General features: G+C 71.8%; 19 protein-coding genes. 10 read left to right on the top strand and 9 right to left on the bottom strand.

Features of this window, described 5'->3' with window-relative positions:
- Positions 1 to 76 precede the first annotated feature (76 nt).
- From OQ02_RS18540 to OQ02_RS18525, 4 genes are all read left to right on the top strand, one after another.
- Positions 77 to 865, top strand: a complete 789-nt coding sequence (locus OQ02_RS18540) for an SGNH/GDSL hydrolase family protein (RefSeq protein ID WP_033439725.1) — start codon at positions 77 to 79, stop codon at positions 863 to 865.
- Between the two features lie 121 nt (positions 866 to 986).
- Positions 987 to 2,591, top strand: coding sequence for a carboxyl transferase domain-containing protein (locus OQ02_RS18535; protein ID WP_033439724.1), 1,605 nt, complete (start codon positions 987 to 989; stop codon positions 2,589 to 2,591).
- A gap of 35 nt (positions 2,592 to 2,626) precedes the next feature.
- Positions 2,627 to 4,543 carry an acetyl-CoA carboxylase biotin carboxylase subunit gene (locus OQ02_RS18530; protein WP_033439723.1) on the top strand — a complete coding sequence of 639 codons (1,917 nt, stop codon included), beginning with the start codon at positions 2,627 to 2,629 and terminating at the stop codon, positions 4,541 to 4,543.
- 3 nt (positions 4,544 to 4,546) lie between these two features.
- Positions 4,547 to 5,704 (top strand): acyl-CoA dehydrogenase family protein, encoded by a 1,158-nt coding sequence (locus tag OQ02_RS18525; protein ID WP_033439722.1) that lies wholly within the window; start codon positions 4,547 to 4,549, stop codon positions 5,702 to 5,704.
- A 220-nt stretch (positions 5,705 to 5,924) separates the two neighbouring features.
- On the opposite strand, the gene OQ02_RS18520 is transcribed toward OQ02_RS18525, so the two are convergent.
- Together OQ02_RS18520 and OQ02_RS18515 are read right to left on the bottom strand one after the other, a co-directional pair.
- Positions 5,925 to 6,680 (bottom strand): crotonase/enoyl-CoA hydratase family protein, encoded by a 756-nt coding sequence (locus OQ02_RS18520; protein ID WP_033439721.1) that lies wholly within the window; start codon positions 6,678 to 6,680, stop codon positions 5,925 to 5,927.
- Entirely contained in the window at positions 6,677 to 8,269 is a 1,593-nt protein-coding gene (locus OQ02_RS18515) for an acyl-CoA dehydrogenase family protein (RefSeq protein ID WP_033439720.1), read from the bottom strand. The genes OQ02_RS18520 and OQ02_RS18515 overlap by 4 nt, the downstream gene beginning before the upstream one ends.
- 88 nt (positions 8,270 to 8,357) lie before the next feature.
- Here OQ02_RS18515 and OQ02_RS18510 point away from each other — a divergent pair, with 88 nt between their 5' ends.
- Both OQ02_RS18510 and OQ02_RS18505 read left to right on the top strand, forming a co-directional pair.
- Entirely contained in the window at positions 8,358 to 9,743 is a 1,386-nt protein-coding gene (locus OQ02_RS18510; RefSeq protein WP_231500101.1) for an FAD-binding oxidoreductase, read from the top strand.
- A gap of 14 nt (positions 9,744 to 9,757) precedes the next feature.
- Positions 9,758 to 10,987, top strand: a complete 1,230-nt coding sequence (locus tag OQ02_RS18505; protein ID WP_033439718.1) for a class I SAM-dependent methyltransferase — start codon at positions 9,758 to 9,760, stop codon at positions 10,985 to 10,987.
- A 154-nt stretch (positions 10,988 to 11,141) separates the two neighbouring features.
- Here OQ02_RS18505 and OQ02_RS18500 read toward each other — a convergent pair whose 3' ends face one another.
- Positions 11,142 to 13,244: a putative bifunctional diguanylate cyclase/phosphodiesterase gene (locus OQ02_RS18500; protein ID WP_033439717.1), complete on the bottom strand. Its 2,103-nt coding sequence runs from the start codon at positions 13,242 to 13,244 to the stop codon at positions 11,142 to 11,144.
- A gap of 227 nt (positions 13,245 to 13,471) precedes the next feature.
- Here OQ02_RS18500 and OQ02_RS18495 point away from each other — a divergent pair, with 227 nt between their 5' ends.
- Positions 13,472 to 14,338 (top strand): NAD(P)-dependent oxidoreductase, encoded by an 867-nt coding sequence (locus OQ02_RS18495; protein WP_033439716.1) that lies wholly within the window; start codon positions 13,472 to 13,474, stop codon positions 14,336 to 14,338.
- An 87-nt stretch (positions 14,339 to 14,425) separates the two neighbouring features.
- Here the strand turns inward: OQ02_RS18495 and OQ02_RS18490 are convergent, their stop codons facing one another.
- Genes OQ02_RS18490 through OQ02_RS41065 form a run of 3 tightly spaced genes read right to left on the bottom strand, consistent with a single transcriptional unit; the run spans position 14,426 to position 17,222 of the window.
- Positions 14,426 to 15,181 carry an ESX secretion-associated protein EspG gene (locus OQ02_RS18490; protein ID WP_033439715.1) on the bottom strand — a complete coding sequence of 252 codons (756 nt, stop codon included), beginning with the start codon at positions 15,179 to 15,181 and terminating at the stop codon, positions 14,426 to 14,428.
- A complete protein-coding gene (locus OQ02_RS18485; protein WP_033439714.1) occupies positions 15,178 to 16,860 on the bottom strand; it encodes a PPE domain-containing protein in 1,683 nt (560 codons plus the stop codon). The genes OQ02_RS18490 and OQ02_RS18485 overlap by 4 nt, the downstream gene beginning before the upstream one ends.
- Before the next feature lie 14 nt (positions 16,861 to 16,874).
- Positions 16,875 to 17,222 (bottom strand): hypothetical protein, encoded by a 348-nt coding sequence (locus tag OQ02_RS41065; protein ID WP_231500100.1) that lies wholly within the window; start codon positions 17,220 to 17,222, stop codon positions 16,875 to 16,877.
- Positions 17,223 to 17,458: 236 nt separating this feature from the next.
- Here OQ02_RS41065 and OQ02_RS18475 point away from each other — a divergent pair, with 236 nt between their 5' ends.
- Both OQ02_RS18475 and OQ02_RS18470 read left to right on the top strand, forming a co-directional pair.
- Complete coding sequence (locus tag OQ02_RS18475; protein WP_033439713.1) at positions 17,459 to 20,176, top strand: AfsR/SARP family transcriptional regulator; 2,718 nt, start codon at positions 17,459 to 17,461, stop codon at positions 20,174 to 20,176.
- Positions 20,177 to 20,309: 133 nt separating this feature from the next.
- A complete protein-coding gene (locus OQ02_RS18470) occupies positions 20,310 to 21,263 on the top strand; it encodes a hypothetical protein (protein WP_156077128.1) in 954 nt (317 codons plus the stop codon).
- 25 nt (positions 21,264 to 21,288) lie between these two features.
- On the opposite strand, the gene OQ02_RS41060 is transcribed toward OQ02_RS18470, so the two are convergent.
- Both OQ02_RS41060 and OQ02_RS18460 read right to left on the bottom strand, forming a co-directional pair.
- On the bottom strand, positions 21,289 to 21,951 hold the full coding sequence (locus tag OQ02_RS41060; RefSeq protein ID WP_051772494.1) for a hypothetical protein: 663 nt from the start codon (positions 21,949 to 21,951) through the stop codon (positions 21,289 to 21,291).
- Between the two features lie 177 nt (positions 21,952 to 22,128).
- A complete protein-coding gene (locus OQ02_RS18460) occupies positions 22,129 to 23,784 on the bottom strand; it encodes an FAD-binding dehydrogenase (RefSeq protein ID WP_033439711.1) in 1,656 nt (551 codons plus the stop codon).
- Positions 23,785 to 23,854: 70 nt separating this feature from the next.
- Here OQ02_RS18460 and OQ02_RS18455 point away from each other — a divergent pair, with 70 nt between their 5' ends.
- The gene (locus tag OQ02_RS18455) at positions 23,855 to 24,328 is read left to right on the top strand and encodes a cupin domain-containing protein (RefSeq protein ID WP_033439710.1); all 474 of its coding nucleotides are present in this window, start codon (positions 23,855 to 23,857) and stop codon (positions 24,326 to 24,328) included.
- 298 nt (positions 24,329 to 24,626) lie between these two features.
- Here the strand turns inward: OQ02_RS18455 and OQ02_RS18450 are convergent, their stop codons facing one another.
- Entirely contained in the window at positions 24,627 to 25,457 is an 831-nt protein-coding gene (locus OQ02_RS18450) for a hypothetical protein (protein WP_051772493.1), read from the bottom strand.
- Between the last annotated feature and the right edge of the window lie 157 nt (positions 25,458 to 25,614).

Raw genomic sequence — 25,614 nt, 5'->3', positions numbered from 1 at the left:
CTTAATCCACCTTACCTGCTGGTAACACTTGACGTGTTCCGCATCACCCTGCGTTGTTTCCCTCCGGGAGGCTCCGATGCGCCTTGTCCGAATCTTGTCCACCGCCGCGCTGGCGTTAGCCGCTTCGCTCGCACTCGTCGTGCCCGCCGAAGCCGCCGGCGCCAACTACGTCGCGCTCGGCGACTCCTACTCGTCCGGAACGGGCACCGGCTCGTACTACGGCGACTCCGGTGGCTGCAAACGCAGCCCGTACAGCTACCCGGCCCTCTGGGCCGCGTCGCACGCGCCGGCGTCGTTCAAGTTCGTCGCCTGCTCCGGCGCGCGGACCGGTGACGTGCTCAACAACCAGGTCGCCTCGCTGACCTCGTCGACGTCCCTGGTCAGCATCTCGATCGGTGGGAACGACGCCGGGTTCACCGACGTGATCACCACCTGCACCTTCGGCTCCGACTCGACCTGCGTCAACCGGGTCAACCAGGCGAAGGCCTACGCCACGAACACCCTGCCGGGCCTGCTCGACAACGTCTACACCCAGATCCGCAGCCGCGCGCCGTCCGCCCAGGTCGTCGTGCTCGGCTACCCGCGCCTGTACAAGGTGCCGGGCAGCTGCTCGGTCGGCCTGAGCGACACCAAGCGCTCGGCCATCAACTCGGCCTCCGACACGCTGCACCAGGTCATCTCCGCACGGGCGGGCGCCAAGGCGTTCTCCTACCGGGACCTGCGCGGCGCGTTCACCGGGCACGAGATCTGCTCGTCGGACTGGTGGCTGAACAGCCTGTCCTGGCCGGTGGAGGAGTCCTACCACCCGAACCGCAACGGCCAGCGCCTCGGCTACCTGCCGCAGCTCAACGCCGTCACGGGCTGAGCCCCGCAGGTTCGACGTGACCCGGAGGGGGCCGCACCCGCGGCCCCCTCCGGCTTGTGAGCCGGCGTTAACAAGCGCTAACATCTCCTCGGGTTAACGACTGCTAACCGCGAGGAGCCCGATGGACGCCCCGGTGCTGCGCAGCACGGCCGACAAGTCGGCCGACGCCTTCCGGCGCTACCACGACGACCACACCCGGCTCGTGCACGACCTGCGCGCCAAGCTCGGCACCGCCGCTCTCGGCGGTCCGGAGAAGGCGCGTACCCGGCACGTCGAGCGCGGCAAGCTGCTGCCCCGCGACCGGGTGGACACGCTGCTCGACCCCGGTTCGCCGTTCCTCGAACTCTCGCCGCTCGCCGCCGACGGCATGTACGGCGACGAAGCGCCCGCCGCGGGCGTCATCACGGGCGTCGGCCGCGTCTCCGGCCGCGAGGTCGTCGTCGTCGCCAACGACGCCACCGTCAAGGGCGGCACGTACTACCCGATGACGGTCAAGAAGCACCTGCGCGCCCAAGAGGTGGCGTTGCAGAACAACCTGCCGTGCGTCTACCTGGTCGACTCCGGCGGCGCGTTCCTGCCCAGGCAGGACGAGGTGTTCCCGGACCGCGAGCACTTCGGCCGGATCTTCTTCAACCAGGCCACCATGTCCAGCCGGGGCATCCCGCAGATCGCCGCCGTGCTCGGATCGTGCACGGCGGGCGGCGCGTACGTGCCCGCGATGTCGGACGAAGCGGTCATCGTGCGCGGCCAGGGCACGATCTTCCTCGGCGGCCCGCCGCTGGTGAAGGCCGCGACCGGCGAGGTCGTCACGGCGGAGGAGCTGGGCGGCGGCGAGCTGCACTCGCGCACGTCCGGCGTCACCGACCACCTGGCGGAGGACGACGCGCACGCGCTGCGGATCGTCCGCTCGATCGTCAGCACGCTCGGCCCCCGCGCGCCGCGGCCGTGGCAGGTCGAGCCGTCCGTCGAGCCCGCCGTCGACACGGCCGAGCTGTACGGGGTGGTGCCGACCGACAGCCGCACGCCGTACGACGTGCGCGAGGTGATCGCGCGGATCGTGGACGGCAGCCGGTTCCAGGAGTTCAAGAAGGAGTACGGCACGACGCTGGTCACGGGGTTCGCCCGCATCCACGGCCACCCGGTCGGCATCGTCGCCAACAACGGCGTGCTGTTCGGCGAGTCGGCGTTGAAGGGCGCGCACTTCATCCAGCTGTGCGACCAGCGCAGCGTGCCGCTGGTGTTCCTGCAGAACATCAGCGGGTTCATGGTGGGCCGGGAGTACGAGGCGGCGGGCATCGCCAAGCACGGCGCGAAGATGGTGACGGCGGTGGCGTGCGCGCGGGTGCCGAAGTTCACCGTGGTCATCGGCGGGTCGTTCGGCGCGGGCAACTACTCGATGTGCGGGCGGGCGTACTCGCCCCGGTTCCTGTGGATGTGGCCCAACGCGCGGATCTCGGTGATGGGCGGTGAGCAGGCCGCTTCGGTGCTGGCGACGGTGCGGCGCGACCAGCTCGGCGACGCGTGGTCCGCCGAGGACGAAGAGGCGTTCAAGGCCCCGATCCGGCAGCAGTACGAGGACCAGGGCAACCCGTACTACTCCACGGCCCGGCTGTGGGACGACGGCGTGATCGACCCGCTCGACACGCGCATGGTGCTCGGCTTGTCCCTGTCCACGGCGGCCAACGCCCCGATCGAGCCGGTTTCCTACGGCGTCTTCCGGATGTGAGTGCGATGTCCCGCCAGGAAGGTACCCGCCAGGGGATGTTCGACAGCGTGCTGGTGGCGAACCGCGGTGAGATCGCGGTGCGGGTGATCCGCGCGCTGCGCCGGTTCGGGATCAGGTCGGTCGCCGTCTACAGCGACGCGGACGTCGACGCGCTGCACGTGCGGCAGGCGGACGTGGCGGTGCGGATCGGGCCCGCGTCGGCGCGGGAGAGCTACCTGTCGATCGAGCGGATCATCGAGGCCGCGGTGTCGAGCGGCGCGCAGGCCGTGCACCCGGGGTACGGGTTCCTCGCGGAGAACGCCGAGTTCGCGCGGGCGTGCGACAAGGCGGGGCTGGTGTTCATCGGCCCGCCCGCCGAGGCGATCGAGGCCATGGGCGACAAGATCCGGGCCAAGCTGACCGTCGCGGCGGCCGGTGTGCCGGTGGTGCCGGGGCGGACCGAGGTCGGGATGACCGACGACGACCTGGTGGCCGCCGCCGACGAGATCGGGTTCCCGGTGCTGCTGAAGCCGTCCGCCGGCGGTGGCGGCAAGGGCATGCGGCTGGTGGAGTCCGGCGACGGCCTGCGGGACGCCATCGAGTCGGCCCGGCGGGAGGCGCGCGGGTCGTTCGGCGACGACGCGCTGCTGATCGAGCGGTTCATCGGCAACCCGCGGCACATCGAGATCCAGGTGATGGCCGACGCGCACGGCCGCGCGGTGCACCTCGGCGAGCGTGAGTGCAGCCTCCAGCGGCGGCACCAGAAGATCATCGAAGAGGCGCCGTCACCGCTCGTCTCGCCGGAGATGCGGGACGCCATGGGCACGGCGGCGGTCGAGGCGGCGAAGGCCGTCGGGTACGTCGGCGCGGGCACCGTCGAGTTCATCGTGGACGGCGCGTCCGGCGACTACTTCTTCATGGAGATGAACACCCGGCTCCAGGTCGAGCACCCCGTCACCGAGCTCGCGACGGGCGTGGACCTGGTCGAGTGGCAGCTGCGGGTGGCGTCCGGTGAACACCTCGGGCTCGACGACGTGGAGCTGACGAGGCACGCCGTGGAGGCCCGGGTCTACGCCGAGGACCCGGCGCGCGGGTTCCTGCCGACCGGTGGCACGGTGCTGGCGCTGCACGAGCCGTCGGACGTGCGGGTGGACTCGGCGCTGGCGGTCGGGTTGGCGGTCGGCAGCGACTACGACCCGATGCTGGCCAAGGTGATCGCGCACGGGTCGTCGCGCGAGGAGGCGTTGCGCCGGTTGGACTCCGCCCTGGGGCGGATGGTCGTGCTCGGCGTGACGACGAACATCCCGTTCCTGCGGGCGCTGCTGGCCGATCCGGACGTTAGGGCGGGCGCGCTGGACACCGGGCTGGTGGAGCGCAAGCTGGAGTCGCTGGTGCGCCACGACGTGCCGGACGAGGTGTTGGCGGCGGCGGCGTTGGAGCGGCAGCTCGCGGTGCGCGGTGACGACCCGTGGGAGAAGTCCGGCGGCTGGCGGGTGGGCGAGCACGCGTGGACCAAGTGGCTGATCGACGGCGTCGAGGTCCGCGTGCGCGGTGACGAGGTGTCGATCGCGGACAAAGAACCGTTGCGCCTCAAGGCTTCTGTCGACGGTGCATCGCTGACCGTCGGCGGTCGGCGGTATGCGATGGCCCGAGAGGGCAACGTGCTGTGGCTCGGCGCGGACGGGCGGGCGTGGGCGCTGACCGAGACCCTGCCGTCGGAGGTCGAGTCGTCGTCGGCGGCGGGCAGCGGTGGGCCGGTGACCAGCCCGATGCCCGGCACGGTGCTGGTGGTGCGCGCCGCCCAAGGCGAGCACGTGACCGCCGGCCAGCCGTTGTTCGTGGTCGAAGCGATGAAGATGGAGCACACCGTCACGGCACCCGTGGCCGGCGTGCTCACCGAAGTGCGGGTCCAGGCGGGCCAACAGGTCGCGCTGGACCAACCCCTGGCCGTCGTCGTGCCCCACGAGGAGTGAACGATGTTGGACTTCCGCCTTGACGAGGAATACGAGGCGCTGCGCAAGACCGTCGAGGAGTTCGCCCGCGAGGAGGTCGCGCCGGTCATCGGCGGGTTCTACGAGCGCGAGGAGTTCCCGTACGAGATCGTCGCCAAGATGGGGCGGATGGGCCTGTTCGGCCTGCCGTTCCCGGAGGAGTTCGGCGGCATGGGCGGCGACTACTTCGCGTTGTGCCTGGCGTTGGAGGAGCTGGCGCGGGTCGACTCGTCCGTGGCCATCACGGTGGAGGCCGGGGTCTCGCTCGGTTCGATGCCGCTGTACCGCTTCGGCTCGGCCGAGCAGAAGGCCGCTTGGCTGCCCCAGATGTGCTCCGGCTCCGTGCTGGGCGCGTTCGGGCTGACCGAGCCCGGCGGCGGGTCGGACGCGGGCGCGCTGCGCACCACCGCGCGGCTCGACGGCGACGAGTGGGTGATCAACGGGACCAAGGCGTTCATCACCAACTCGGGCACCGACATCACCGGCTTGGTGACGGTGGCGGCGATCACCGGGCAGCGGGAGAACGGCAAGCCGGAGATCTCGGCGATCATCGTGCCGAGCGGCACGCCGGGGTTCTCGGTGTCGCGCAAGTACTCCAAGGTCGGCTGGAACGCGTCGGACACGCGTGAGCTGTCGTTCCAGGACTGCCGGGTGCCGGTGGCGAACCTGGTGGGCGAGCGCGGGCGCGGCTACGCGCAGTTCCTCCAGACGTTGGACGAAGGCCGGGTGGCGATCGCGGCCATCGGCGTCGGGCTGGCGCAGGGGTGCGTGGACGAGTGCCTGCGGTACGTGGGCGAGCGCGAGGCGTTCGGCCACAAGATCGGCTCCTACCAGGCGATCCAGTTCAAGATCGCCGAGATGGAGGCCCGCACGCACACCTCGCGGTTGGCGTACTACCAGGCGGCGGCGAAGATGCTGCGCGGCGAGCCGTTCAAGCGCGAGGCGGCGATCGCCAAGCTGGTGTCGTCCGAGGCGGCGATGGACAACGCGCGTGAGGCGACCCAGATCTTCGGCGGGTACGGCTTCATGAACGAGTTCCCGGTGGGCCGGTTCTACCGCGACGCCAAGATCCTGGAGATCGGCGAGGGCACCAGCGAGGTCCAGAAGATGCTGATCGCGCGGGAACTCGGCCTGACGAGCTAGACGACGGCCGGGTCCGTGCCGGCGGCACGGACCCGGCGCGCCGGGCCGCGGGTCGGCCGGTGCCCCGGACGAAACCCCGGGCGGTGCGGTTGACGGTGTCCTCGATGCCGGTGAAGCCCTCGCCGGGGCTCAGCTCGTCCTCGACCAGGTCGAGGTCGGGGTCGTCGGCCATACCGCCTACCCGACACCGGCCCGACCCGACACCGGGCACGCCGCCGGGTCAGAAGCGGCCGTGGCGTCCTTCGCCGGAGTGGAAGCGGCGCAGGCCCCGCTCCACCTCGCGCAGCGAGGTCAGGCCGTGCGCCAGCTCGTTGGCCAGGGCGTCCTGCTCCGACAGGCCTTCCTGTTCGAGCACCGACAAGCGGTCCTCGCGGAGGCAGAGCTGCGGGAACGCGGCGATCTCCAGCGCCAGCGCCTCGGCGGCCGACCGGGACGTGCCGGTCGGCACCACCCGGTTGACCAGGCCGATCGCCAGCGCCTCGTCGGCGGCCACCGCCCGGCCGGTCAGGATCAGGTCCAGGGCGCGGGACGTGCCGATCAGGCGCGGCAGCCGCACCGTGCCGCCGTCGATCAGCGGCACGCCCCAGCGCCGGCAGAACACGCCGAGCACCGCGTCCTCGTCGGCGACCCGGAGGTCGCACCACAGCGCCAGTTCCAAGCCGCCCGCGACCGCGTGGCCGGAGACGGCGGCGATCACCGGCTTGGACAGGCGCAACCGGGTCGGGCCCATCGGGCCGGACGGCGACCCGGGGTCGTTGCTCTGGGCGGAACCCAGCGCCTTCAGGTCGGCGCCCGAGCAGAACGTGCCGCCCTCGCCGTGCAGCACGGCCACCGCCGCGGTCGGGTCCTCGTCGAACTCCCGGAACACCTCGGTCAACGTGTGCGCCGTCGGGCCGTCCACCGCGTTGCGCACCGCGGGCCGGTTCAGCAGGACCGTGAACACCGGCCCGGAGCGCTCCACCCGTACGGAACTCACAGCTTCGGCAACCCCCGCTCGATGATCGCGCCGAAGTCCACGCCGCGCGGCAGGGTGCCGAACGCCACGCCCCAGTCGCCGGACAGCCGGGACGCGCAGAACGCGTCGGCCACCGCCGGGTGCCCGTGGCGCACCAGCAGCGAACCCTGCAACGCCAACGCCATCCGCTCCACCAGCCGTCGCGCCCGCACTTCGAGGTCACCGAGGTCCGTCAGCTCGGCCTTGATCCCGTCCACCGCCGCGTCCAGCCGCCGGTCCGAGCCACGGGCCGCGTCCAGCTCGCCGAAGAACTCCTCCACCGCCTCGGGGGAACGCCCGAGAGCGCGCAACGCGTCCAGGGCGGCGACGTTGCCCGAGCCCTCCCAGATCGACATCAACGGCGACTCCCGGAACAGCCGCGGCAGCCCGGAGTCCTCGATGTAACCGTTGCCGCCCAAGCACTCCAACGCCTCCGCGGCGTGCGCCGGACCGCGCTTGCACACCCAGTACTTCGACACCGCCAACCCCAGCCGACTGCGGGTGCCGGCCAGCCACAGCGCCACCGTCGTCGCCGCCTCCGACTCCACGGCCAGGTCGGCCAGCACGTTGCGCATCGCGGGCTGGTCGACCAGGTACGCCCCGAACGCCTTGCGGTGCGCGGCGTGGTGCGTGGCCTGGGTCAACCCGAGCCGCATCCCGGACGCCGAGCCGAGCACGCAGTCCAGCCGGGTCGTGTTGACCATCTCGATGATGGTCCGCACGCCCCGTCCCTCCTCGCCGACCAGCCAGCCGACCGCGCCGTCGTACTCCAGCTCCGCCGACGCGTTGGACTTGTTGCCCAGCTTGTCCTTCAGCCGCTGCAGGAACAGCGCGTTCCGCGTGCCGTCCGGCAGCACGCGCGGCACCAGGAAGCACGACAGGCCGCCCTGCGTCTGCGCCAGGGTGAGGAACAGGTCGGACATCGGCGCGGACGTGAACCACTTGTGCCCGGTCAGCGCGTAGTGGTCACCCTGCGGCACGGCCCGCGTGGTGTTCGCCCGCACGTCCGAGCCGCCCTGCTTCTCGGTCATCGACATGCCCGCGATCAACCCGCGCTTGGTCAACGGCGCGCGCAGCCCGAAGTCGTACTCGGGGGACGCCAGCAGCGGCTCGTACCGCGCGGCCAGCTCGGGCGTCCGGCGCAACGCGGGCACGGCGGCGTACGTCATCGAGATCGGGCACCCGTGCCCCGCCTCGGCCTGGCTCCACACGAAGAACTTGGCCGCGCGGGCGACGTGTGCGCCCGGCCGGTCGTCCCGCCACGCCGCCGCGTGCAGGCCGCTGGAGACCGCTGTCGCCATCAGCTCGTGCCAGGCCGGGTGGAACTCGACCTCGTCGATCCGGTGCCCGTACCGGTCGTGCGTGTGCAGGACGGGCGGGTGCGCGTTCGCCTGCCGACCGAGGTCCTGGACGTGCGCGGTGCCCGCGAGCACGCCGAGCGCGCGCAGTTCCGGCTCGGCCCACTCCGCACCGCCGCGGTGCAGGCCGTCCAGCAGCGCCGGGTCGGCGGAGACGTCGTGGCCTTCCAGCGGCGGGACCTGGTTGGTCACCTCGTGCGTGGCGTGGGTCATAACCACTCAGCGTACTACCCGCCGGTAACTTGCTTGTAGGTGAATTTTGGGGGTGCTGATCAAGCGACGGCGGCCTAACGTCGCACTCGTGAGGGATCACGTGCAGGACCACTCCCGGCAGAGCCGGGAATCCGATCACGGGCGGGCGGTCGCCGCGTTGCGCGGCCAGTACGCGGCCATCCCCGCGGGCGCTCCGGTGCGCCTCGCCAAGTCGACGTCGAACCTCTTCCGCTTCCGCGCCGACCAGTCGGGCGGACTCGACGTCGCCCGGTTCGACCGGGTGCTGTCGGTCGACCCGGACGCCCGCACCGCGCAGGTGCAGGGCATGACGACCTACGAGAACCTGGTGGACGCCACCCTGCCGCACGGCCTGATGCCGCTGGTCGTGCCGCAGCTCAAGACGATCACGCTGGGCGGCGCGGTGGCCGGCCTCGGCATCGAGTCGAGCTCGTTCCGCAACGGCCTGCCGCACGAGTCGGTGCGCGAGCTGGAAGTGATGACCGGCGACGGTGAGGTCGTGGTGACCGATCCGGGCGACGACGCGCACGGCGGTCTCTTCCGGGGCTTCCCGAACTCGTACGGCACGCTCGGCTACGCGTTGCGGCTGGAGATCGAACTCGAACCGGTGCGGCCGTACGTGAAGCTGCGGCACGTGCCGTTCGGTGCCGCCGATCAGTGCGCCGAGATGATCGCCGCGGTCTGCGCGGAACGCTCCTACCAGGGCGAACCGGTCGACTTCGTGGACGGCACGGTGTTCTCCGGCGGCGAGCAGTACCTGACGCTCGGCACCTGGGCCGACACCGCGCCGTGGACGTCGGACTACACCGGCAACCACGTCTACTACCGGTCCATCCAGCGGCGGCGGACCGACTACCTGACCGTCAAGGACTACCTGTGGCGGTGGGACACCGACTGGTTCTGGTGCTCGCGGGCGTTCGGCGTGCAGCACCCGGTGGTGCGGCGGCTGGTGCCCAAGCGGTACCTGCGGTCGGACGTGTACCGCAAGGTCGTGGCTTGGGACCGGCGGCACAAGCTGTCCGACCGGCTGAGCAAGGCGGTGCAGGAGCCGGTCATCCAGGACGTGGAGATCCCGGTCGACCGGCTCGCCGAGTTCCTGGACTTCTTCCACCGGGAGATCGGCATCAGCCCGGTGTGGCTGTGCCCGGTGCGGCTGCGGAGCCGCGACGGCGCCTGGCCGCTGTACCCGATGGACCCGGACGTGCTGTACGTGAACGTCGGCTTCTGGTCGACGGTGTCGCTGCGGCCGGACGAGCGGCAGGGCAGCCGGAACAGGGTGATCGAGGACAAGGTCACCGAGCTGGGCGGGCACAAGTCGCTGTACTCCGACTCGTACTACCGCGAAGAGGAGTTCTGGGCCAACTACAACGGCCCGACGTACCAGGAGTTGAAGGAGCGGTACGACCCGGCGGGCAGGCTGCCCGATCTGTACGCCAAGTGTGTTCTCCGTAGGTGAAGGGAGCCGGGGCCATGCGGTTGGCGGAGGTGTTCCAGCGGGCGGTCGGGAGCGACGCGTCCGTGCGGTTCAGCGCGTACGACGGCAGCGAGGCGGGGCCGGCCGACGCGACTGTGGGCATCGAGGTGCGCACGCCGGAAGCGTTGTCGTACCTGGCGTCGGCGCCGGGCGAGCTCGGTCTGGCGCGCGCGTACGTGACCGGGCACTTGGAGATCATCGGCGACGTGTACGGGGCGCTGCGGCACCTGTCGGAGATGTCGCTGCGGGAGGTGCCGTGGGGCGAGCGGGTGGAGTTGCTGGCGACCCTCGGGCGGACCCGGCTGCGCACGCGGGTGGAGGTGCCGGCGCAGGAGCGGCGGCTGCACGGCCTGCGGCACTCGAAGGCGCGTGACCGCGAGGCGATCGCGCACCACTACGACGTGTCGAACGCGTTCTACGAGTGGGTCCTCGGGCCGTCCATGGCTTACACGTGCGCGGTGTACCCGACCGCCGAGTCCACTTTGGAGCAGGCGCAGTTCGCCAAGCACGACCTGGTGGCGCGCAAGCTCGGGCTGGAGCCGGGGATGCGGCTGCTCGACGTCGGCTGCGGCTGGGGCGGCATGGTCATGCACGCGGCGCGCGAGTACGGCGTCCGCGCGCTGGGCGTGACGCTGTCGCGCAACCAGGCGGAGTGGGCGCAGAAGGCGATCGTGGAGGCCGGGCTGTCCGACCTGGCCGAGGTGCGCTACCTCGACTACCGGGACGTGCGCGAGGACGGGTTCGACGCGGTCAGCTCGATCGGCCTGACCGAGCACATCGGCAAGGTCAAGCTGCCCGCGTACTTCCGCGCGCTGCACCGGAAGGTTCGGCCGGGTGGGCGGATGTTGAACCACTGCATCACCCGGCCGGACAACAAGCAGCCGGCGCGGACCGGCGGGTTCATCAACCGGTACGTGTTCCCGGACGGCGAGCTGGTCGGGCCGGGGCACATCGTGTCGTTGATGCACGACACCGGGTTCGAGGTGCGGCACGAGGAGAACCTGCGGGAGCACTACGCCATGACGCTGGCGGCGTGGTGCGCGAACCTCGAAGAGCACTGGGACGAGGCGGTGGCCGAGGTGGGGTTGGGCCGGGCGAGGGTGTGGCGCCTGTACCTGGCCGCGTCGAGGCTGGGGTTCGAGCGGAACAACATCCAGCTGCACCAGGTGCTGGGCGTCAAGCTCGACGGCACCACGTCCCACATGCCGCTGCGCCCAACCTGGTAAACCCCCCGCGTGAGTCCTACGTTCAGAACCCCCGTGTCCTACGTTCGGAACCCCCGAGTTCAACGCTCAGAACACCCGAGTTCAACGCTCGGAACAAATGACCTGGACCCTGCGAGCGGCCTGAGCGGCCGGCCGGACCACGCTGGAGCAAGGATCACGGCCGGCCGAGCAGCGCCGACACCTCGTCGAACGTCAGCCACGACGACCCGTACAGCGGCCCCTGCGCCCCCGTCACGCCCAGCTCCGCCAACCGCCGCGCCTCGAACTCCGTGCGCACACCCGCCGCGTACACGGGAACGTCCAACGTCCGCGTCCAGCTGAGCAGCGTCACGGCCGCGCTCTCGTCGATCCGGTTCGCGCCCTCCGCCAGCCCGTACACCGGCGAACCCTGGAACTTCACCCCGCTCAACGGGATCCGCCGCAACCGGTCCACCGGCACGTTGCCGCCGCCGACCTGGTCGAGCACCAGCCGCACCCCGTGGTCGGCCAGGAACGTCAACTCGTCCACCTGGTCGTCGCTGATCAACGCGGGCAGCTGCTCGCCGAGCTCGAACTGGAGCATCCCGGCCGGTAACCCGCTCTCCCGCAACGCCCGCCGCACGGTCGCCACCAGTTCCGGCTCCTGGCACTGCCGCGCGCTCAGGTCCATGCTCAGCACGGGCGCGGCGGACCCGAACTCCGCGTGCCAACGGCCGGCGTCGGCGCAGGCCTGCCCGATCGCCCACTCGCCGAGCCGCGCCACCATCCCGGTGCACGTCGACAGCGACACCAACGTCTGCGGGTCCAGCAGCCCTTCGGTCGGGTGGTTCCACCGCAACCGCGCCTCGACGGCCAGCAGCGACCCGTCCGCCAGCGAGTGCACCGGCTCGTAGTCGACCCGGAAGTCGCCCTGCTCCAACCCGCCGGAGATGGACGCCGCCAACCGCATCCGCGCACGTTCACGCTGGTCACGGCCGTGGTCGTAGAGCGCCCACTGCGCCTTGCCGTCGTCCTTGGCCCACCGCACGGTCAGGTCGACGCAGCGCAGCAGCTCGACCGCGTCCGCACCGCGCGCGGCCTGCACGACGATGCCGACGCTGGCCGTCACGCCGATGCCGTCTTCACCCACCCACACCGGTTCGGCGAGCAGGTCGACGGCGGACTCGGCGAGCGCGACCACGGTCGGCACGTCGGCCGGGTCGCGGATCAGCACGCCGAACTCGTCCGGGCCGATCCGCGCCAGCTGCCCGATCCCGTCGAACACCGAGCGCAGGTGCCGGGCGACGGTGGTCAGGACGAGGTTGCCGACGTCGTGCCCGAACGCGTCGTTGACCACCCGGAACCCGTCGAGGTCGAACACGACCAGCGCGAGCGTCGCGGGCCCCTTGGAACCGGCCACGCCCTCCAGCCAGCCGACGAACTGCGTCCGGTTCGCGAGGCCGGTCAGCATGTCGTGCAGGCTCTGCCGGACCAGCTGGGCCTGGAGCGCGCGGACCTCGTCCAGGCTCTCGATCATCGTCACGTAGAAGGCGGGCGCGCCGTCGTCGTCGCGCAGCATGGCGAGCGCGACGAGCACGTCGACGACCTCGCCGTCCGCCCGGACCAGCCGCGTCTCCGCCCGCACGTGCCCGCGCCCGGTCGCCAACTGCTGGGCGACGCGCGAGATCATGTCGCGTTCGTCCGGGTGCACCAGGTCGCGGGCGACCGTTCCGACCAGTTCGTCGGTGGTGCGGTCGAGCATGGCGAGCAACGCCTCGTTGCAGTCGAGGATGAGGCCGTTCATGTCGGAGACCGCGATGGCGAGCGCCGTTGTCTGGAATACGGCCCGGAACTTCGCTTCGTCCGATCGTGCGACTGATTCGCCTGATCGGGTGGACTTTATCCCACTCTGCTGGGCGGTATGGGTGCGCAGAGCGTCACTGAATCCGGCGGCAAGGGCTCCGAGTACGGCGATCAGGTGTTTGTTCTCGGTGAGCGGGTCGGTCGGCAGGTGTTCTCCGACGAACGCGATCGTCCGCTCCACCGTCTCGGCGGACACCAGGCCGTGCTCGACCAGGCCGCGGCCGACCCGGCGCGCGGACGTGGGGCGATCGTGCCGGAGCGCGGTGCGCAGGTCCACGGCGAACCCGGCGAGCAACTCCTCCAGCCGCCCGCGCGGCAAGTCGGCGGCCGACGGGACGGTGGGGGTGATGGCGGCGGCCCAACCGCGCGCGAACCGGGTGTCGGGGGATTCACGCGGGTCGTCGCCGAGTCGCGCCGTGCCTGCCTGTTCGACCATTTCCATTCAGCTCTGCTGACCAATCTCGATGGGCCGCCCTGTCGCCGTCGTATCGTCCGAAGCGAGCGCAGTGGTACTCCGACGTGGGAATTCCGGCCCATTGTCACTCGAATGGTGTAAGGGTGGACCGTTGGGGCGCAGTGAGCCTACCGGCCTTCGGCCGTGGCGGGGGCGTGATCAAGACATCGGTTGACCTCTAGTAAACCTGAGGTTTTAGCGTCGGTGCCATGACTGTGACTGTGCTGGGTCTGGGAGAGATGGGGTCCGCGCTGGCAGCCGCGTTCCTGGCGGGTGGGCAGCGGACCACGGTGTGGAACCGCACGGCGGGCAAGGCCGACGGGTTGGTGGCGGAGGGCGCGGTGAGCGCGGGTTCCGTGCCGGAGGCCGTCGCGGCGAGCGACCTGGTGGTGGTGAACGTCAAGGGGAACGATGCCGTGCGCGCGATCCTGGCGTCGGCGGGATCACTGGACGGACGTGCGGTGGTCAACCTGACCGACGGGACGTCCGGCGAGGCGCGTGACGTGGCGGCGTGGGTGGCCGAGCGCGGCGGCTCGTACGTGCACGGCCAGATCATGACCATCGCGCCGGCGATCGGGCACGCGGACTCGGTCGTGTTCTACGGCGGTGACGAGGCGGCGTACGGGCGTCATCGCGAGGTGCTGTCGTTGCTGGGCGGGCGTGGGACCTACCTCGGTGACGACCCGGGGACGCCCGCGCTGTTCGGGTTGGCCGTGAACGACACGATGTGGGGCACGCTCAACGGGTTCCTGCACGCGTCGGCGTTGCTGGCGAGCGAGGGCGTCGAGGTGAAGCGGTTCCTGGAGCACGCTGGGGCGTCGTTGAGCGGGCTGCTCGCGTACCTGCCGTCGTTGGCGGGCGAGGTGGACCGGGGCGAGTACGCGGTGCCGTTCGGGGCGTTGAAGCACCACCTGCCCGCCGTGGCGGACCTCGTGCGGGAGAGCCGTGACCGGGGGATCGACGACGAGTTCCCGTCGTACACGTTGCGGATGGTGCGCGCGGTGGTCGAGGACGGGCACGGGGACGACAGCTACTCGCGGCTGGTCGAGCGGTTCCGGTCGTCCCCGGCGTCCTGAGCGTTGAATTCGGGGGTTCTGAACGTAGGAGACGGGTGTTCTGGAGGTAGGACTCACGCGTTCTGAACGTAGGACTCTCGGAGGGGGTCAGGTTGCGGAGGAGAGGACCGAGGCGATCCGGGTGGCGATGCGGTCGTTGTCGGTCGGCGCGAGGCTGAGCCAGCCGTTCTCGTGCACCATCAGGTAGCGGCCCTGGTGGGTGTCGAACCACGTGATCAGCGTGCCCGCCCGGTCCCGCCGGTAGCCGGAGCCGACGGTGACGCCGAACTGGCCACCGGCGACCCGGTTGCCGGCCAGCTCGCTGACCGCCGTCGCGTCCTCGCGCGACAGCCCGGCCTTCTGCAACGCCTCCCGCTCGTCCAGCTCCCCGCCGCCCCACGGGTCGTCCTCGTCGTCCTCCGGCTCGTCCTGCGCCGCCGCGGTCAACGTCTCCATCCGCAGCGACAACGCGCTCCCCGGCCCCGCCGACCCGTCCGGCAGCACGTCCACGATCGACCGGGCCAGCGCGGTGGGCCGGATCTCCAGCACACCGACCGAACCGCTGTCGATCAGCGCCAACGCGGCCCGCTCGCCGTCGGACACGGCCACCGCCCGCACCGCGCGGTCGATGTGGGCGACCGCGTCCACCGCCACCTCGTGGTCACCGAGCAGCCGGAGCAGCGCCACCAGCCGGGGGTCGGGCTCGCCGTACTCCGCGAGCACCTCCTCCCGCAGCCGCCGGCGCTCCTCCTCCGTGGCGCCTTGGCTCGGCACGTCCAGCGGGTACGGCAGCCGGCCGAGGTCGAGGTCGTGCCACAGCACGTCGAGCTGCCGCGGCGTGAGCAGGAACTCGGGCTCGATCACGGCTGGTCGCCGCCCTTCTTGCGCGACTTCGCGCCACCGATCACCGACGGCGGCAGGTTCTCGCCCGGCACCTCGAAGATGTCCTCACCGCGGAGGTACGCGGCGGTCCGGTGCTCCTTGTCCTCACCCTGCTGGCCACCGGCCGGTGCGCCCGCCGGTGCGCCGGCCATCGGCATCCCGGACGCACCCGCGCCACCGGGGCCGAACCCGCCGACCGGCATCGCGCCACGGGCGCCGGGAGCACCCGGTCCGCCGACCGCGCCCGTCGAACCACCCGCGGCCATCGACCCACCGGTGCCGCCCGCGCCACCGGAGCCCGTCGGACCGAAGCCGGGACCACCGCCGAAACCGGGAGCGCCGCCGAAACCGCCCGGAGGCATACCGCCCACCGGCATCCGGCCCGCGCCGCCGCCAGTGCTGGTACCGCCGCCGCTGTTGACACCGCTGTTGGGCAACGGTGGCGTGCCGGGTGCGCCGGCCGGGATGTAGGTCGGCGGCTTCACGCCCGGAGGGAGGGTGCCACCGCCCTGGCGCGGCACGGCGTTCCGGTCGGCGGGCTGGTACGGCGGCACGTAACCGCTGCCGGGAGGGGTGTAGCCGGGGCTGCCGCCGGACGGCGTGTAGGTCGAGCCGGCCGGTGGCGTGTACGGGTTGGCCACCGGGACCTGGGCCGCCGCCGCGGCAGCCGTGGTGCCCTCGGGCCGGTACATCGCCGGACTCGGCGCCATGCCGGGGGACGCGGGGCTGCCGCTCGCGTACGCCCCGACGCCACCGGCCGCGTACGAACCGGACGGTCCGGCGTACGAACCGGCCGGACCCGTGTAGGCGGACGGGGCGGTGTAAGCGGCGGGGGCCGAAGCAGTGGCCGTACCCGACGGCGAGTACGAGCCCGCCTGCGCGGACGACGTCGGCTGCGCCATCTCGGCCTGCCGGAGTTGCTGCGACGTGGCCGCGAAGCTCGCGGGCGTGGTGCTGCCGGCCTCGACGACACCGGCGACGGCGCCACCACTCGCGCCGCTCACGCCTTCCACGGCCAGAGCCCGCATCAGCATCGCCGGCGGCTCCTCGGTCCGACCGGTGACGGGGTTGAACGGCGCGGTGAACCGCGGCGTGGTCTGGTCGACCGCACGCGACTCGTTCTCCATCGTGCTCATGACCGTCACGGCGTGCTCGTGCATGGCCCGCGCCTTGTCGTTGGCGGCCTGCATGTCGGTGGCGGACGACGCCAACCCGACGATGCCGCCCGCCGCGAACGTCCCTGTGGCCTGGTTCCAGTCGAACTCGACCGGCTCGGGCATGCTCGCCCGCGCGTTCTCCATGATCTGGCTCTGGTCCTGCACCCGCTTGCCGACCTCGACCGCGGTCTCGGCGGTGTGCGTCACCCAGTCGGCCAAGCCCTTGATCGCGAGCCGCGCCGCGTCCGCCGCCGCGCCGGTCCACCCGGCCTCGCTGACCGCGACCCGCTCGTTGATGAGCCGCGCGGACTCGGTGAGCTCGGTGCCGAACTGGCCCCACTCCGAGCCGATCTCGCCGGTCTGGCCGGGGTCGTTGTTGTTGTGCACCGCCTCGTACAGCTCGCGGTGCGACCGGGACGCCCAGTTCTGCGCGTCGGTCAGCACCAGGTCGACGTCCTGCTCGCGCAACCGCTCCAGGTGCGTCCGCTGTCCCTGCTCCGCCATCGTCGACGCCCCTCTCAGTTCGCGCTCAGCCGGACGAACTCGGAGCCGTGCTCCTCGTCGATGGCGATGAAGTTGCGGATCGCGGACTGCACGGAATCGTGCGTCTGCTGCAAGACCTCGCGGTAGGCGGTCATCACGGCGACGAACGAGCGCGGGTCGCCGTCCGCGCGTGCCTCGAACTTGTGCGCCATCCGGTCGCCGACGGGGTTGGCGCCCAGCGGCGCGGGACGGGCCAGCCGGCCGGCGCGCTCCAGCCACGAGTCGACCAGGTCCATCTGCTCGACGAGCATCTTGCGCAGCTCTTCGCCGGTGACGGGGTCGAGCGACACCTGGCCGCTGTTCACGGTTTCCTGGAGTGCCACGACCTGACCGTTCACGGTCGGGACGTCCTGGGGCGGGGCCACTGCATCCCCGGTTTCGGCGATGTACATCGGTATCCCTCGCGAAGGCGGCCTGATGGACGGCACCCACCTTCGCGGTGTCCTCCAACGCCCGGCCAACGCCGCCCCAACGTGACCTCCCGCGCAGGCCTCCGGACCAGGCCCAGCACTGTGGGAAACTCTGCGACTACACGGTGACAACGCCGAAAGGGCTTCAGATGCGGGTGAACCTGCTCGGCCCCGTTGAGCTGGTTTACGCAGGTGGGGATGCGGTTCGGCTGGGTGCGGCCAAGCGGCGGACGGTGCTCGCCGCGCTCGCCCTCGAACTCAACCGGGTGGTGTCCGGCGACCGGCTCCTCGACCTGGTGTGGGACGGCTCACCGCCGCCGCAGGCGAAAGCCGCCCTCCAAGGACATATCGCCCAGCTGCGCAAGGTCCTGACCGGTGGTGTCGCGCTCGTCACCCGTGCGCCCGGCTACGTGCTGACCGGTGAGCGCGACGCCGTCGACGTGTTCCGGTTCGAGGACCTGCTGGCGACCGCACGTGACGCGGCGGACGACGCGGCGGTCGAGCTGCTGCGGGACGCGTTGGCGCTGTGGCGCGGGCCGGTGCTCGCGGACGTGCCGGGCGACCACCTGCGCGAGGCGGTGTCGGCGCGGCTGGAGGAGCTGCGGCTGGTGGCCGTGCAGGAGCTGGCGACCAGGCTGTCGCGGCTGGACCGGGCGGACGAGGCGGTGACGGGGCTGCGGGACGCGGTGGACGCGAACCCGTTGCGCGAGGCGCTGGTGTCGCGGCTGGTGCTGGCGCTGCACTGGACCGGGCGGCAGGCCGAGGCGCTGGCGCTGTTCCACCGCACGCGGGAACGGCTGGCCGAGGAGCTGGGCGTCGACCCGGGGCCGGAGCTGCGGGACGCGTACCGGACCGTGCTGGCGGGGGACACCGCGCCGTCCGCGCCGGTGGGTCGCGCGCCCGCGCAGCTGCCGCGTGAGCACCGCGGGTTCGTCGGGCGTGAGTCGGAACTGTCGGACCTCGGTGAGAGCCTGAGCGGGCAGGACTCGGCGATCGGGCTGCTGGTCGGTCCCGCCGGGGTGGGCAAGACGGCGTTGGCGCTGCGCTGGGCGCACCGGGTGGCCGGCGACTTCCCGGACGGGCAGCTGTTCGTGAACCTGCGCGGGTTCGACGAGACCGAGCCGCTGGACCCGCGGACGGCGTTGATCGGGTTCCTGCGGGCGCTGGGGCTGACCGACTCGGAGATCGCGGTGAGCCTGGAGGACCAGGCCTCGCAGTACCGGTCGCTGCTGGCCGGGCGCCGGGTGCTGGTGTTCCTCGACAACGCCCGGTCGGCCGAGCAGGTGCGGCCGTTGCTGCCCGGGTCGTCGCGGTGCCTGGTGCTGGTGACGAGCCGGCACCGCCTGGACGACCTGGTGGTGACGGAGGGCGCGTCGTCGCTGCACGTGCCGACGTTGCCGGAGTCGAGTGCGGAAGACCTGCTGGCCGCACTGCTCGGGCGTCAGCGGATCGAGCAGGAGCCGGACGCGGTGGCCGAGCTGGTGGAGCAGTGCGACCGGCTGCCGCTGGCGTTGCGGATCGCGGGCGCACGGCTGGCGTCACGGCCGCGGTGGACGATCCAGTCGCTCGTGGACGAGCTGCGCGACGAGCAGGGCCGGCTGTCCGCGTTGTCGCTGCCGGAGGCGGGGCGCGGGGTGCACGCGGCGTTGGCGGTGAGCTACCGGGAACTGCCCGAGGGCGCGGCGCGGCTGTTCCGGCGGCTCGGGCTGCACCCCGGGACGGACCTGGACAGCTACACGGCGGCGGCGTTGCTGGACATCAACGTGGTCAGCGCCCGGACGCACCTGCGGACCCTGGCGTACGCGAACCTGTTGCACGAGTCGACGCCCGACCGGTACTCGCGGCACGACCTGGTGCGGCTGTTCACGCACCACCTGGCGGCCACCGAGTCGGAGGTGGAGCTGGCGGCGCACCGGCTGCTCGACTACTACCTGCACGTCGCGGACCGGGCGCGGGCGCACCTGTCCGACCACGTCCGGCCGTTCGGGCCCGCCGAGCACCCGCCGTCCTCGTTCCCGGAGCTGCTGTCGCACGCGACGGCGTTGGACTGGTTCACGCTGGAGGAGGCGAACCTGGGGCTGGCGCTGGACATGGCGGTGAACGGCGGGCACCGGGAGCGGACGTGGCAGCTGGCGCTGTGCCTGGACGCGTTCCACTTCCGGCGGGGGAACCGGATGGACCGGCTGGCGTTGTGCCGCATCGGGTTGGCCGCGGCGCGGTCGTTGGGCGACGCGCACGCCGAGGCGACGTTCCTGCTGCGGCTGGGTTCGACGTTGGCGGACCTGGGGCGGATCGACGAGGCGGTCGAGGCGTGCACGCGGGCGGCGGCGTTGGCGGAGGGCGACCGGCACCTGGAGCTGGCGGCGTTGGCGAACCTCGGCTACTGCCTGATGGCCGACGACCGGCTGGACCGGGCGCAGGAGGTGATCCTGGAGGCGCTGGACGTGGCGCGGGAGGTGGGTGACCGCCGGTCGCAGGCGAGCATCCAGAACAACCTGGCGAACGTGCTGCTGCGCAAGCACCAGCCGGAGGAGGCGTTACGCCACGCGACCGAGGCCCTGACGTTGTTCCCGTCGGCGCCGTCCAAGGCACACACGGCCGCGCTCCACACCGTTGGCACCGCGTCGCAGCAGCTGGGTCGTGCCGACGAGGCCCTGGAGTCGTACCGCGCCGGGCTGGCCCTGGCGGCGCGTCTGGGCGACCACTACCAGGAAGCCCTGTGCCACCGGGCGATCGGTGACGTCCTGGAGCAGTCCGAAGGCCCCACCGCCGCCCGGCCACACTGGCAGGCCGCCCAGCGCCTCTACCACGACCTGCGCCTCCCCGACGCCGACGACCTGGCCCGCAAGCTGTCGTTCGCCCGCTGACGGTCCGCCCGCTGACCACGGGCTCCGCGTAGCCCTATCGGGTGAGGGCAGCGCGCGTGCGGCCGGACGCGCCGACACTGGGGGACGGGGCGACACGGTGGACGTCGATCACCCGGCCCGGACGGAGAGCCGCATGGAGATCTCCCCGGCCGAACTCGCGGCCGACCTGCGCAGGCTCCGCCGTGGTCGCGGGGTCCAGGCGGTGCGCCTCGGGGACGAGGTCGGGCCGGCCCTGCGAGCGCTGTGCGGCGTCGAGGAGACCGACCCGCACGCCGCCGTCCGGGAGAAGGTGCGCGCGACGTTGCGCGATTCGAGCGAAGGGCTGCCGTTCGACCTGCGTGCGGTGTTCGTCGGCGCACTCGCGCTGGACGTCGACGTGGCCGGGAAGTTCCTGGGAGATCGGGAGCGGTCGCTCGCCGACGAGTTCCACCGCGACGTCCGCACGATCCGGCGACGTGTCGAGGAGGCGATCGACCTGTTCGCGGAGAACGCCGTGGCCCGGTCCGGGCCGCCGCCCGGAGGCGAGGACGGCGACTGGCACGTCGAGCGGCTGGAGGCCCTGGTCCGCCTCGACGTGCCGGAGCCCGAGTGCGTGGAGCGGCGGACGATCGTGGCCGAGGGCGACATCGGCGACCACGTCCGGGTGGCGGCCACACCGCCCGCGCTCGGGCCGGCCGGTGACGGGGCCGACCTGCGGGCCGTCTCGCTCTTCGGGGCCGAGGTGATCGGCGAACAGCGCGTCCGGGACGGCCGCCTCCTGCTCGACCTGCGCCTCCCGCAGCCGCTCTCCGCAGGTCAGCGGCACGAGTGCGGCCTGGTCGTCCGCGCTTGCGGCGCCGGCGGCATCCGGTCGCACTACCTCTACCGCCCGGAGCGCCGGTGCGAGTCCTTCGAGTTGCGGGTGCGGTTCCCCGTCGAGCACGTGCCCACCTCGGTGAGCCTGGTCCGGGGGGCGGCGGACCACCCGGAGGTGGTGGGCGACGAGGTGGCGGTCGACGCCGTGCACGAGGTGCGCGTCACGTTCGCGGACCTGCGTTCCGGCTTCGCCTACGGGATCCGGTGGCGACCGGTGGCGCGCGGCGCCTGAGCGGCCCGGTCGGCGGGTCGGTGGGTCAGCGGCGCAGCACGGTCGTGCCGGCGGACGTGCCGGTGTGGGTGAGGCGCTTGGCGAAGCAATCGTCCGGGCCGATGCGCTCCCGGTCGCACCACCTGTTCGCCTCCGCTCCGGAGGCGTGGGTGTAGGGCACCACGGTCACCCAGAAGTCGTCGCTGTCGAAGCTGACGAAGTCCGCGGAGGACAGCAGCAGCGCGGTGGGGTACCGGTTCCGGGTCTGCCGGAAGTCCGCCCAGATCTCCTCGTGGGTGAACCGCACCCCGTGCACCACGAGCCCGAGCCGCTTCGAGGACAGCTGGGGGACCCACCAGTCCACGAGGGACTCGACCGCCGCCCGGTCGGTGGCGACCTGCGCGTTCAGCAGTTCGCGCGCGAACTCGTCGGGGGAGAGCGTGGGGACGGGCGGCATGGTGGTCGTCGTCGTGGAGTGACTCGTCGCCGTTTCCGTCGTCGACGGCGCCACCGCGGAGGCGGTGACGCCACCCTCCTCCGCCGTCGCGATGCCGACCACTCGACGGTTCGCGTAGCGCACCCCGAGCACGGCCGTGACCACGATCATCATCGAGACCACGACCAGGGCGGTGACCACGAACGGCATCGGGAGGCCCGGATCGCCGGAGCGGGTCCGCCGGTCGGCCGGCCCCGACCAGCCGGTCGTCATGTCCGCACCGCACGTCGTGCAGTGACGGAGGTCGGCGCGTTGGCCCGCGCCACACCTGCGGCAAACGTTCATGGGAATCCCTGGGGGCCGTCCGAAGTGGACTACGTTAGTCCGACCGCTCTCAGCGGAGTGCCCGGCGCGGGGATTGACCACTTTCTGGCCTGGAATTGTCCAGCCTCAGCCCACCGCCCCGGCGGCGGCGCGGCCGGCTACTCGGCCGGAGAAGAGGCAGCCGCCCAGGAACGTGCCTTCGAGGGCGCGGTAGCCGTGGACGCCGCCGCCGCCGAAGCCGGACGCCTCACCGGCGGCGTAGACGCCCGGCAGTGGCGAGCCGTCGGAGGTCAGCACCCGGCCCGACAGGTCGGTGTGCAGGCCGCCCAGGGTCTTGCGGGTCAGCACCGAGAGCCGGACGGCGATCAGGGGTCCGGCCTTCGGGTCCAGGAGCGGGTGGGGTTCGACCACGCGGATCAGCTTGTCGGTGACGAACTTGCGGGCCTCGCGCATGGCGTTGATCTGCATGTCCTTGCCCAGCCCCGAGATCACCTGCCGGTCGCGCTCGACGATGGTGCGGTGCAGGGCCGCGGGGTCGATCAGGGACGTGCCGGCCAGCTCGTTCATCCCGGCGGCCAGCTCGGCGGCCGTGCGGCCGAAGATGAACTCCTCCGACCGCTTGGCGAACTCCTCCACCGGCGCGACGGCACCCGGCAGCGCGCGCTTCAGCACCGCGCGGACGTCCTTGCCGGTCAGGTCGGGGTTCTGCTCCGACCCGGACAGCGCGAACTCCTTGCCGATGATCCGCTGGTTCAGCACGAACCACGAATACCCGTGCCCGGTCTTCACGATGTGCTCCAACGCGCCCAGCGCGTCGAAGCCGGGGAACAGCGGGATCGGCAGCCGCTGCCCGGTGGCGTCCAGCCACAACGACGACGGTCCGGGCAGGATGCGGATGCCGTGCCTGCTCCAGATCGGCGCGTAGTTGGCGATGCCCTCGGGGTAGTGCCACATGCGGTCTTCGTTGATGATCTCGCCGCCGGTGTCCTGCACGACCTTCAGCATCTCGCCGTCGACGTGGTCGGGCACACCGGACAGCATGTGCGCGGGCGGCGTGCCGAGGCGCGCGGGCCAGTTGCGGCGCACCATCTCGTGGTTCGCCCCGATGCCGCCGGACGTGACGACGACCGCCTGCGCCCGCAGCTCGAAGTCCGAGACGACGGTGCGCGAACTGGCCACGCCGCGCTCGACCGCGCTGTCCTCCAGCACGGAGCCGCGCACGCCGTCGACCGCACCGCCCGTCATGGTCAGCCCCGTGACGCGGTGCCGGAACGCCAGCCGCACGAGCCCGCGCTCCACGCCTTCGCGCACCCGCCGCTCGAACGGCGCGACGATGCCCGGCCCGGTGCCCCAGGTGACGTGGAACCGCGGCACCGAGTTGCCGTGGCCGTCGGCCAGGTACCCGCCGCGCTCGGCCCACTGCACGAGCGGGAACCAGCGCACGCCCATCGCGTGCAGCCACGCCCGCTTCTCACCGGCCGCGAAGTTCACGTAGGCCTCGGCCCACTGACGCGGCCAGTGGTCGCACTCCCGGTCGAACGCGGCCGAGCCCAGCCAGTCCTGCAGCGCGAGCTCCGCCGAGTCCTTGACCTTCAGCCGCCGCTGCTCCGGGCTGTCCACCAGGAACAACCCGCCGAACGACCAGAACGCCTGCCCGCCGAACGCCGCCTCCGGCTCCTGGTCGAGCAGGATGACCTTGCGTCCCGCGTCGACCAGCTCGGCGGTGGCGACGAGACCCGCCAGACCCGCGCCGACGACGATGACATCCGCGTCATGTGCCATCGGGCGAGTCTAGATCGAAGTGCACGTGGTGGACGAGAGCTGAAGAAAATTCACTTTAGGGAGTGTCACGGTGACGTACACGGGAGACGTCGGCGAGGTCAGCGCGGTCTGGCGGCCGGTCGCGGAGGTGCCGAACATCGACCGGCCGCTGAGCCAGGCACGGCTGGTCGCGCCCGGCGACGTCACGCGCAACCAGTTCGGCCTGTTCGACTGGCGGATGAAGCCGCGCGCGGGCGGCGCCGCCCCGCACTTCCACAAGACCTTCTCGGAGTCGTTCTACGTGACCTCCGGAGTGGTCAGCCTGTTCAACGGCGAGACGTGGGTGAACGCCGCCGAGGGTGATTTCCTGTACGTGCCGGAAGGCGGTGTCCACGCTTTCCGCAACGAGACCGACGAACCCGCGTCGATGTTGATCCTGTTCGCGCCCGCCCCACCGCGGGAGAAGTTCTTCCGGGGACTCGCGGAGATCCTCGATTCCGGCCGGCAGCTGAGCCGGGAGGAGTGGGCCGAATTCTACGCCCGGCACGACCAGTACATGGTCTGAGCTGCGGCTACGCATTGCCGCGGCCCAAGTAAAAGCCGTCGGCCGTCCGGTCGGGGGAAACCGTTCGGCCGACGGCGGTCGGCGAGCGCGGGCGCACCAGGCAACGTCTCGGGGGAGAGGTGCCGCGCGGATCGGGGGAGGTGTCCGCGGGCCTGACGTCCGGTGCGGCGTCCGCTCTTGCCGACCAATAGTGGAACGGGTGGTTTCCGGTAGGTGTTCCCCGGAAGACCCCGGCGTGGCAGGCATCACTACGGAGCGTCAGCACCGGCCGTGACGGTGCGCGGTCGATCGGGTGGTGTCAGGCGTCGCCGCGCAGTTCGGTCATCCGGGTCTCGGCGCCCGCGAGCTTCTCCCGGGCGGTCACGGCACGGCGCTCGGCCCGCGCCAGCCGCGTCGACGCCTCCTGCTCGGCCTGCTGCGCCCGGCGCAGCTCGGCGCGGAGCGTGGCGCTGTGCTCCTCGCGCTCGGCCAGCGCCTGCGCGGCCTCCGTCACCGCCGTGTCCGCCTTCTTCACGTCGGCCTGCGCGGCGCTGATGTCGTCCCGCGCCCGCGCCAGCTGCCGTTCCCGCCGCTGCTCACGGCGTGGAGCCAGGTCGTCGCGCACCGGAACGGCGTGCTCGCTCAACGGCCCGAAGCCGGACAGCTCGACCGGCTTGACCAGTCGACCGGCCTTGATCCGCGCCGCCAGCACCGCATCCGCCAACGCCGCCGCCAACGTGGTGCGCACCTGCTGCACGGCGTCCGACCCGAGCGGCTGACCGGCGTCCTTCGCCAACGTCTCCACCCGCCGCACGAGGGCGCTCAGCACCGCCCGCCGCCTCGCGCCGAGCTGTCGCAGCGCACTGCCGCGCAACTCCTCCTGCGCGGCACGCAGTTCGTCACCCAGGGCGACCGCCTCGGTGAGGTCGGACGCGGCCTCGCGGGCGAGCAGGTTCAGCGCCCACGCGGACGAGGTCGGCTTGCGCAGCGCCGTGATCTGCTTGGCCAACGCCTTGTCCCCGTGCTCGGTGGCGATGCGCACGTGGGTGTCCCTGGCCGCGACGAAGTCCGCCGGCGGCAGGGCGTACAGCTCGTCGGCTATCCGGTCGATCGGCTCGGTGTCCACGATGTCGTCCAGTGTGCTCGCCATCGCGTTGATGTGCGATTTGTTACGGATTTCCCGTCCTTCCGGGCGGTTCACCGTTGACAGTGTTTGACATTCCGGCCGGTCGGCTCTTGACTGGAGTAGTCGCACCCGTTCCGGAACTGTGCGGCACTTCTCGCGCGTTTGCGCAATAGCCCGATCA

The sequence above is a fragment of the Saccharothrix sp. NRRL B-16314 genome (assembly GCF_000716595.1).
GTDB lineage: Bacteria > Actinomycetota > Actinomycetes > Mycobacteriales > Pseudonocardiaceae > Actinosynnema.
The sequence above is the reverse complement of the archived record's forward strand: the minus strand, read 5'-3'. Positions and strand labels throughout refer to the sequence as shown.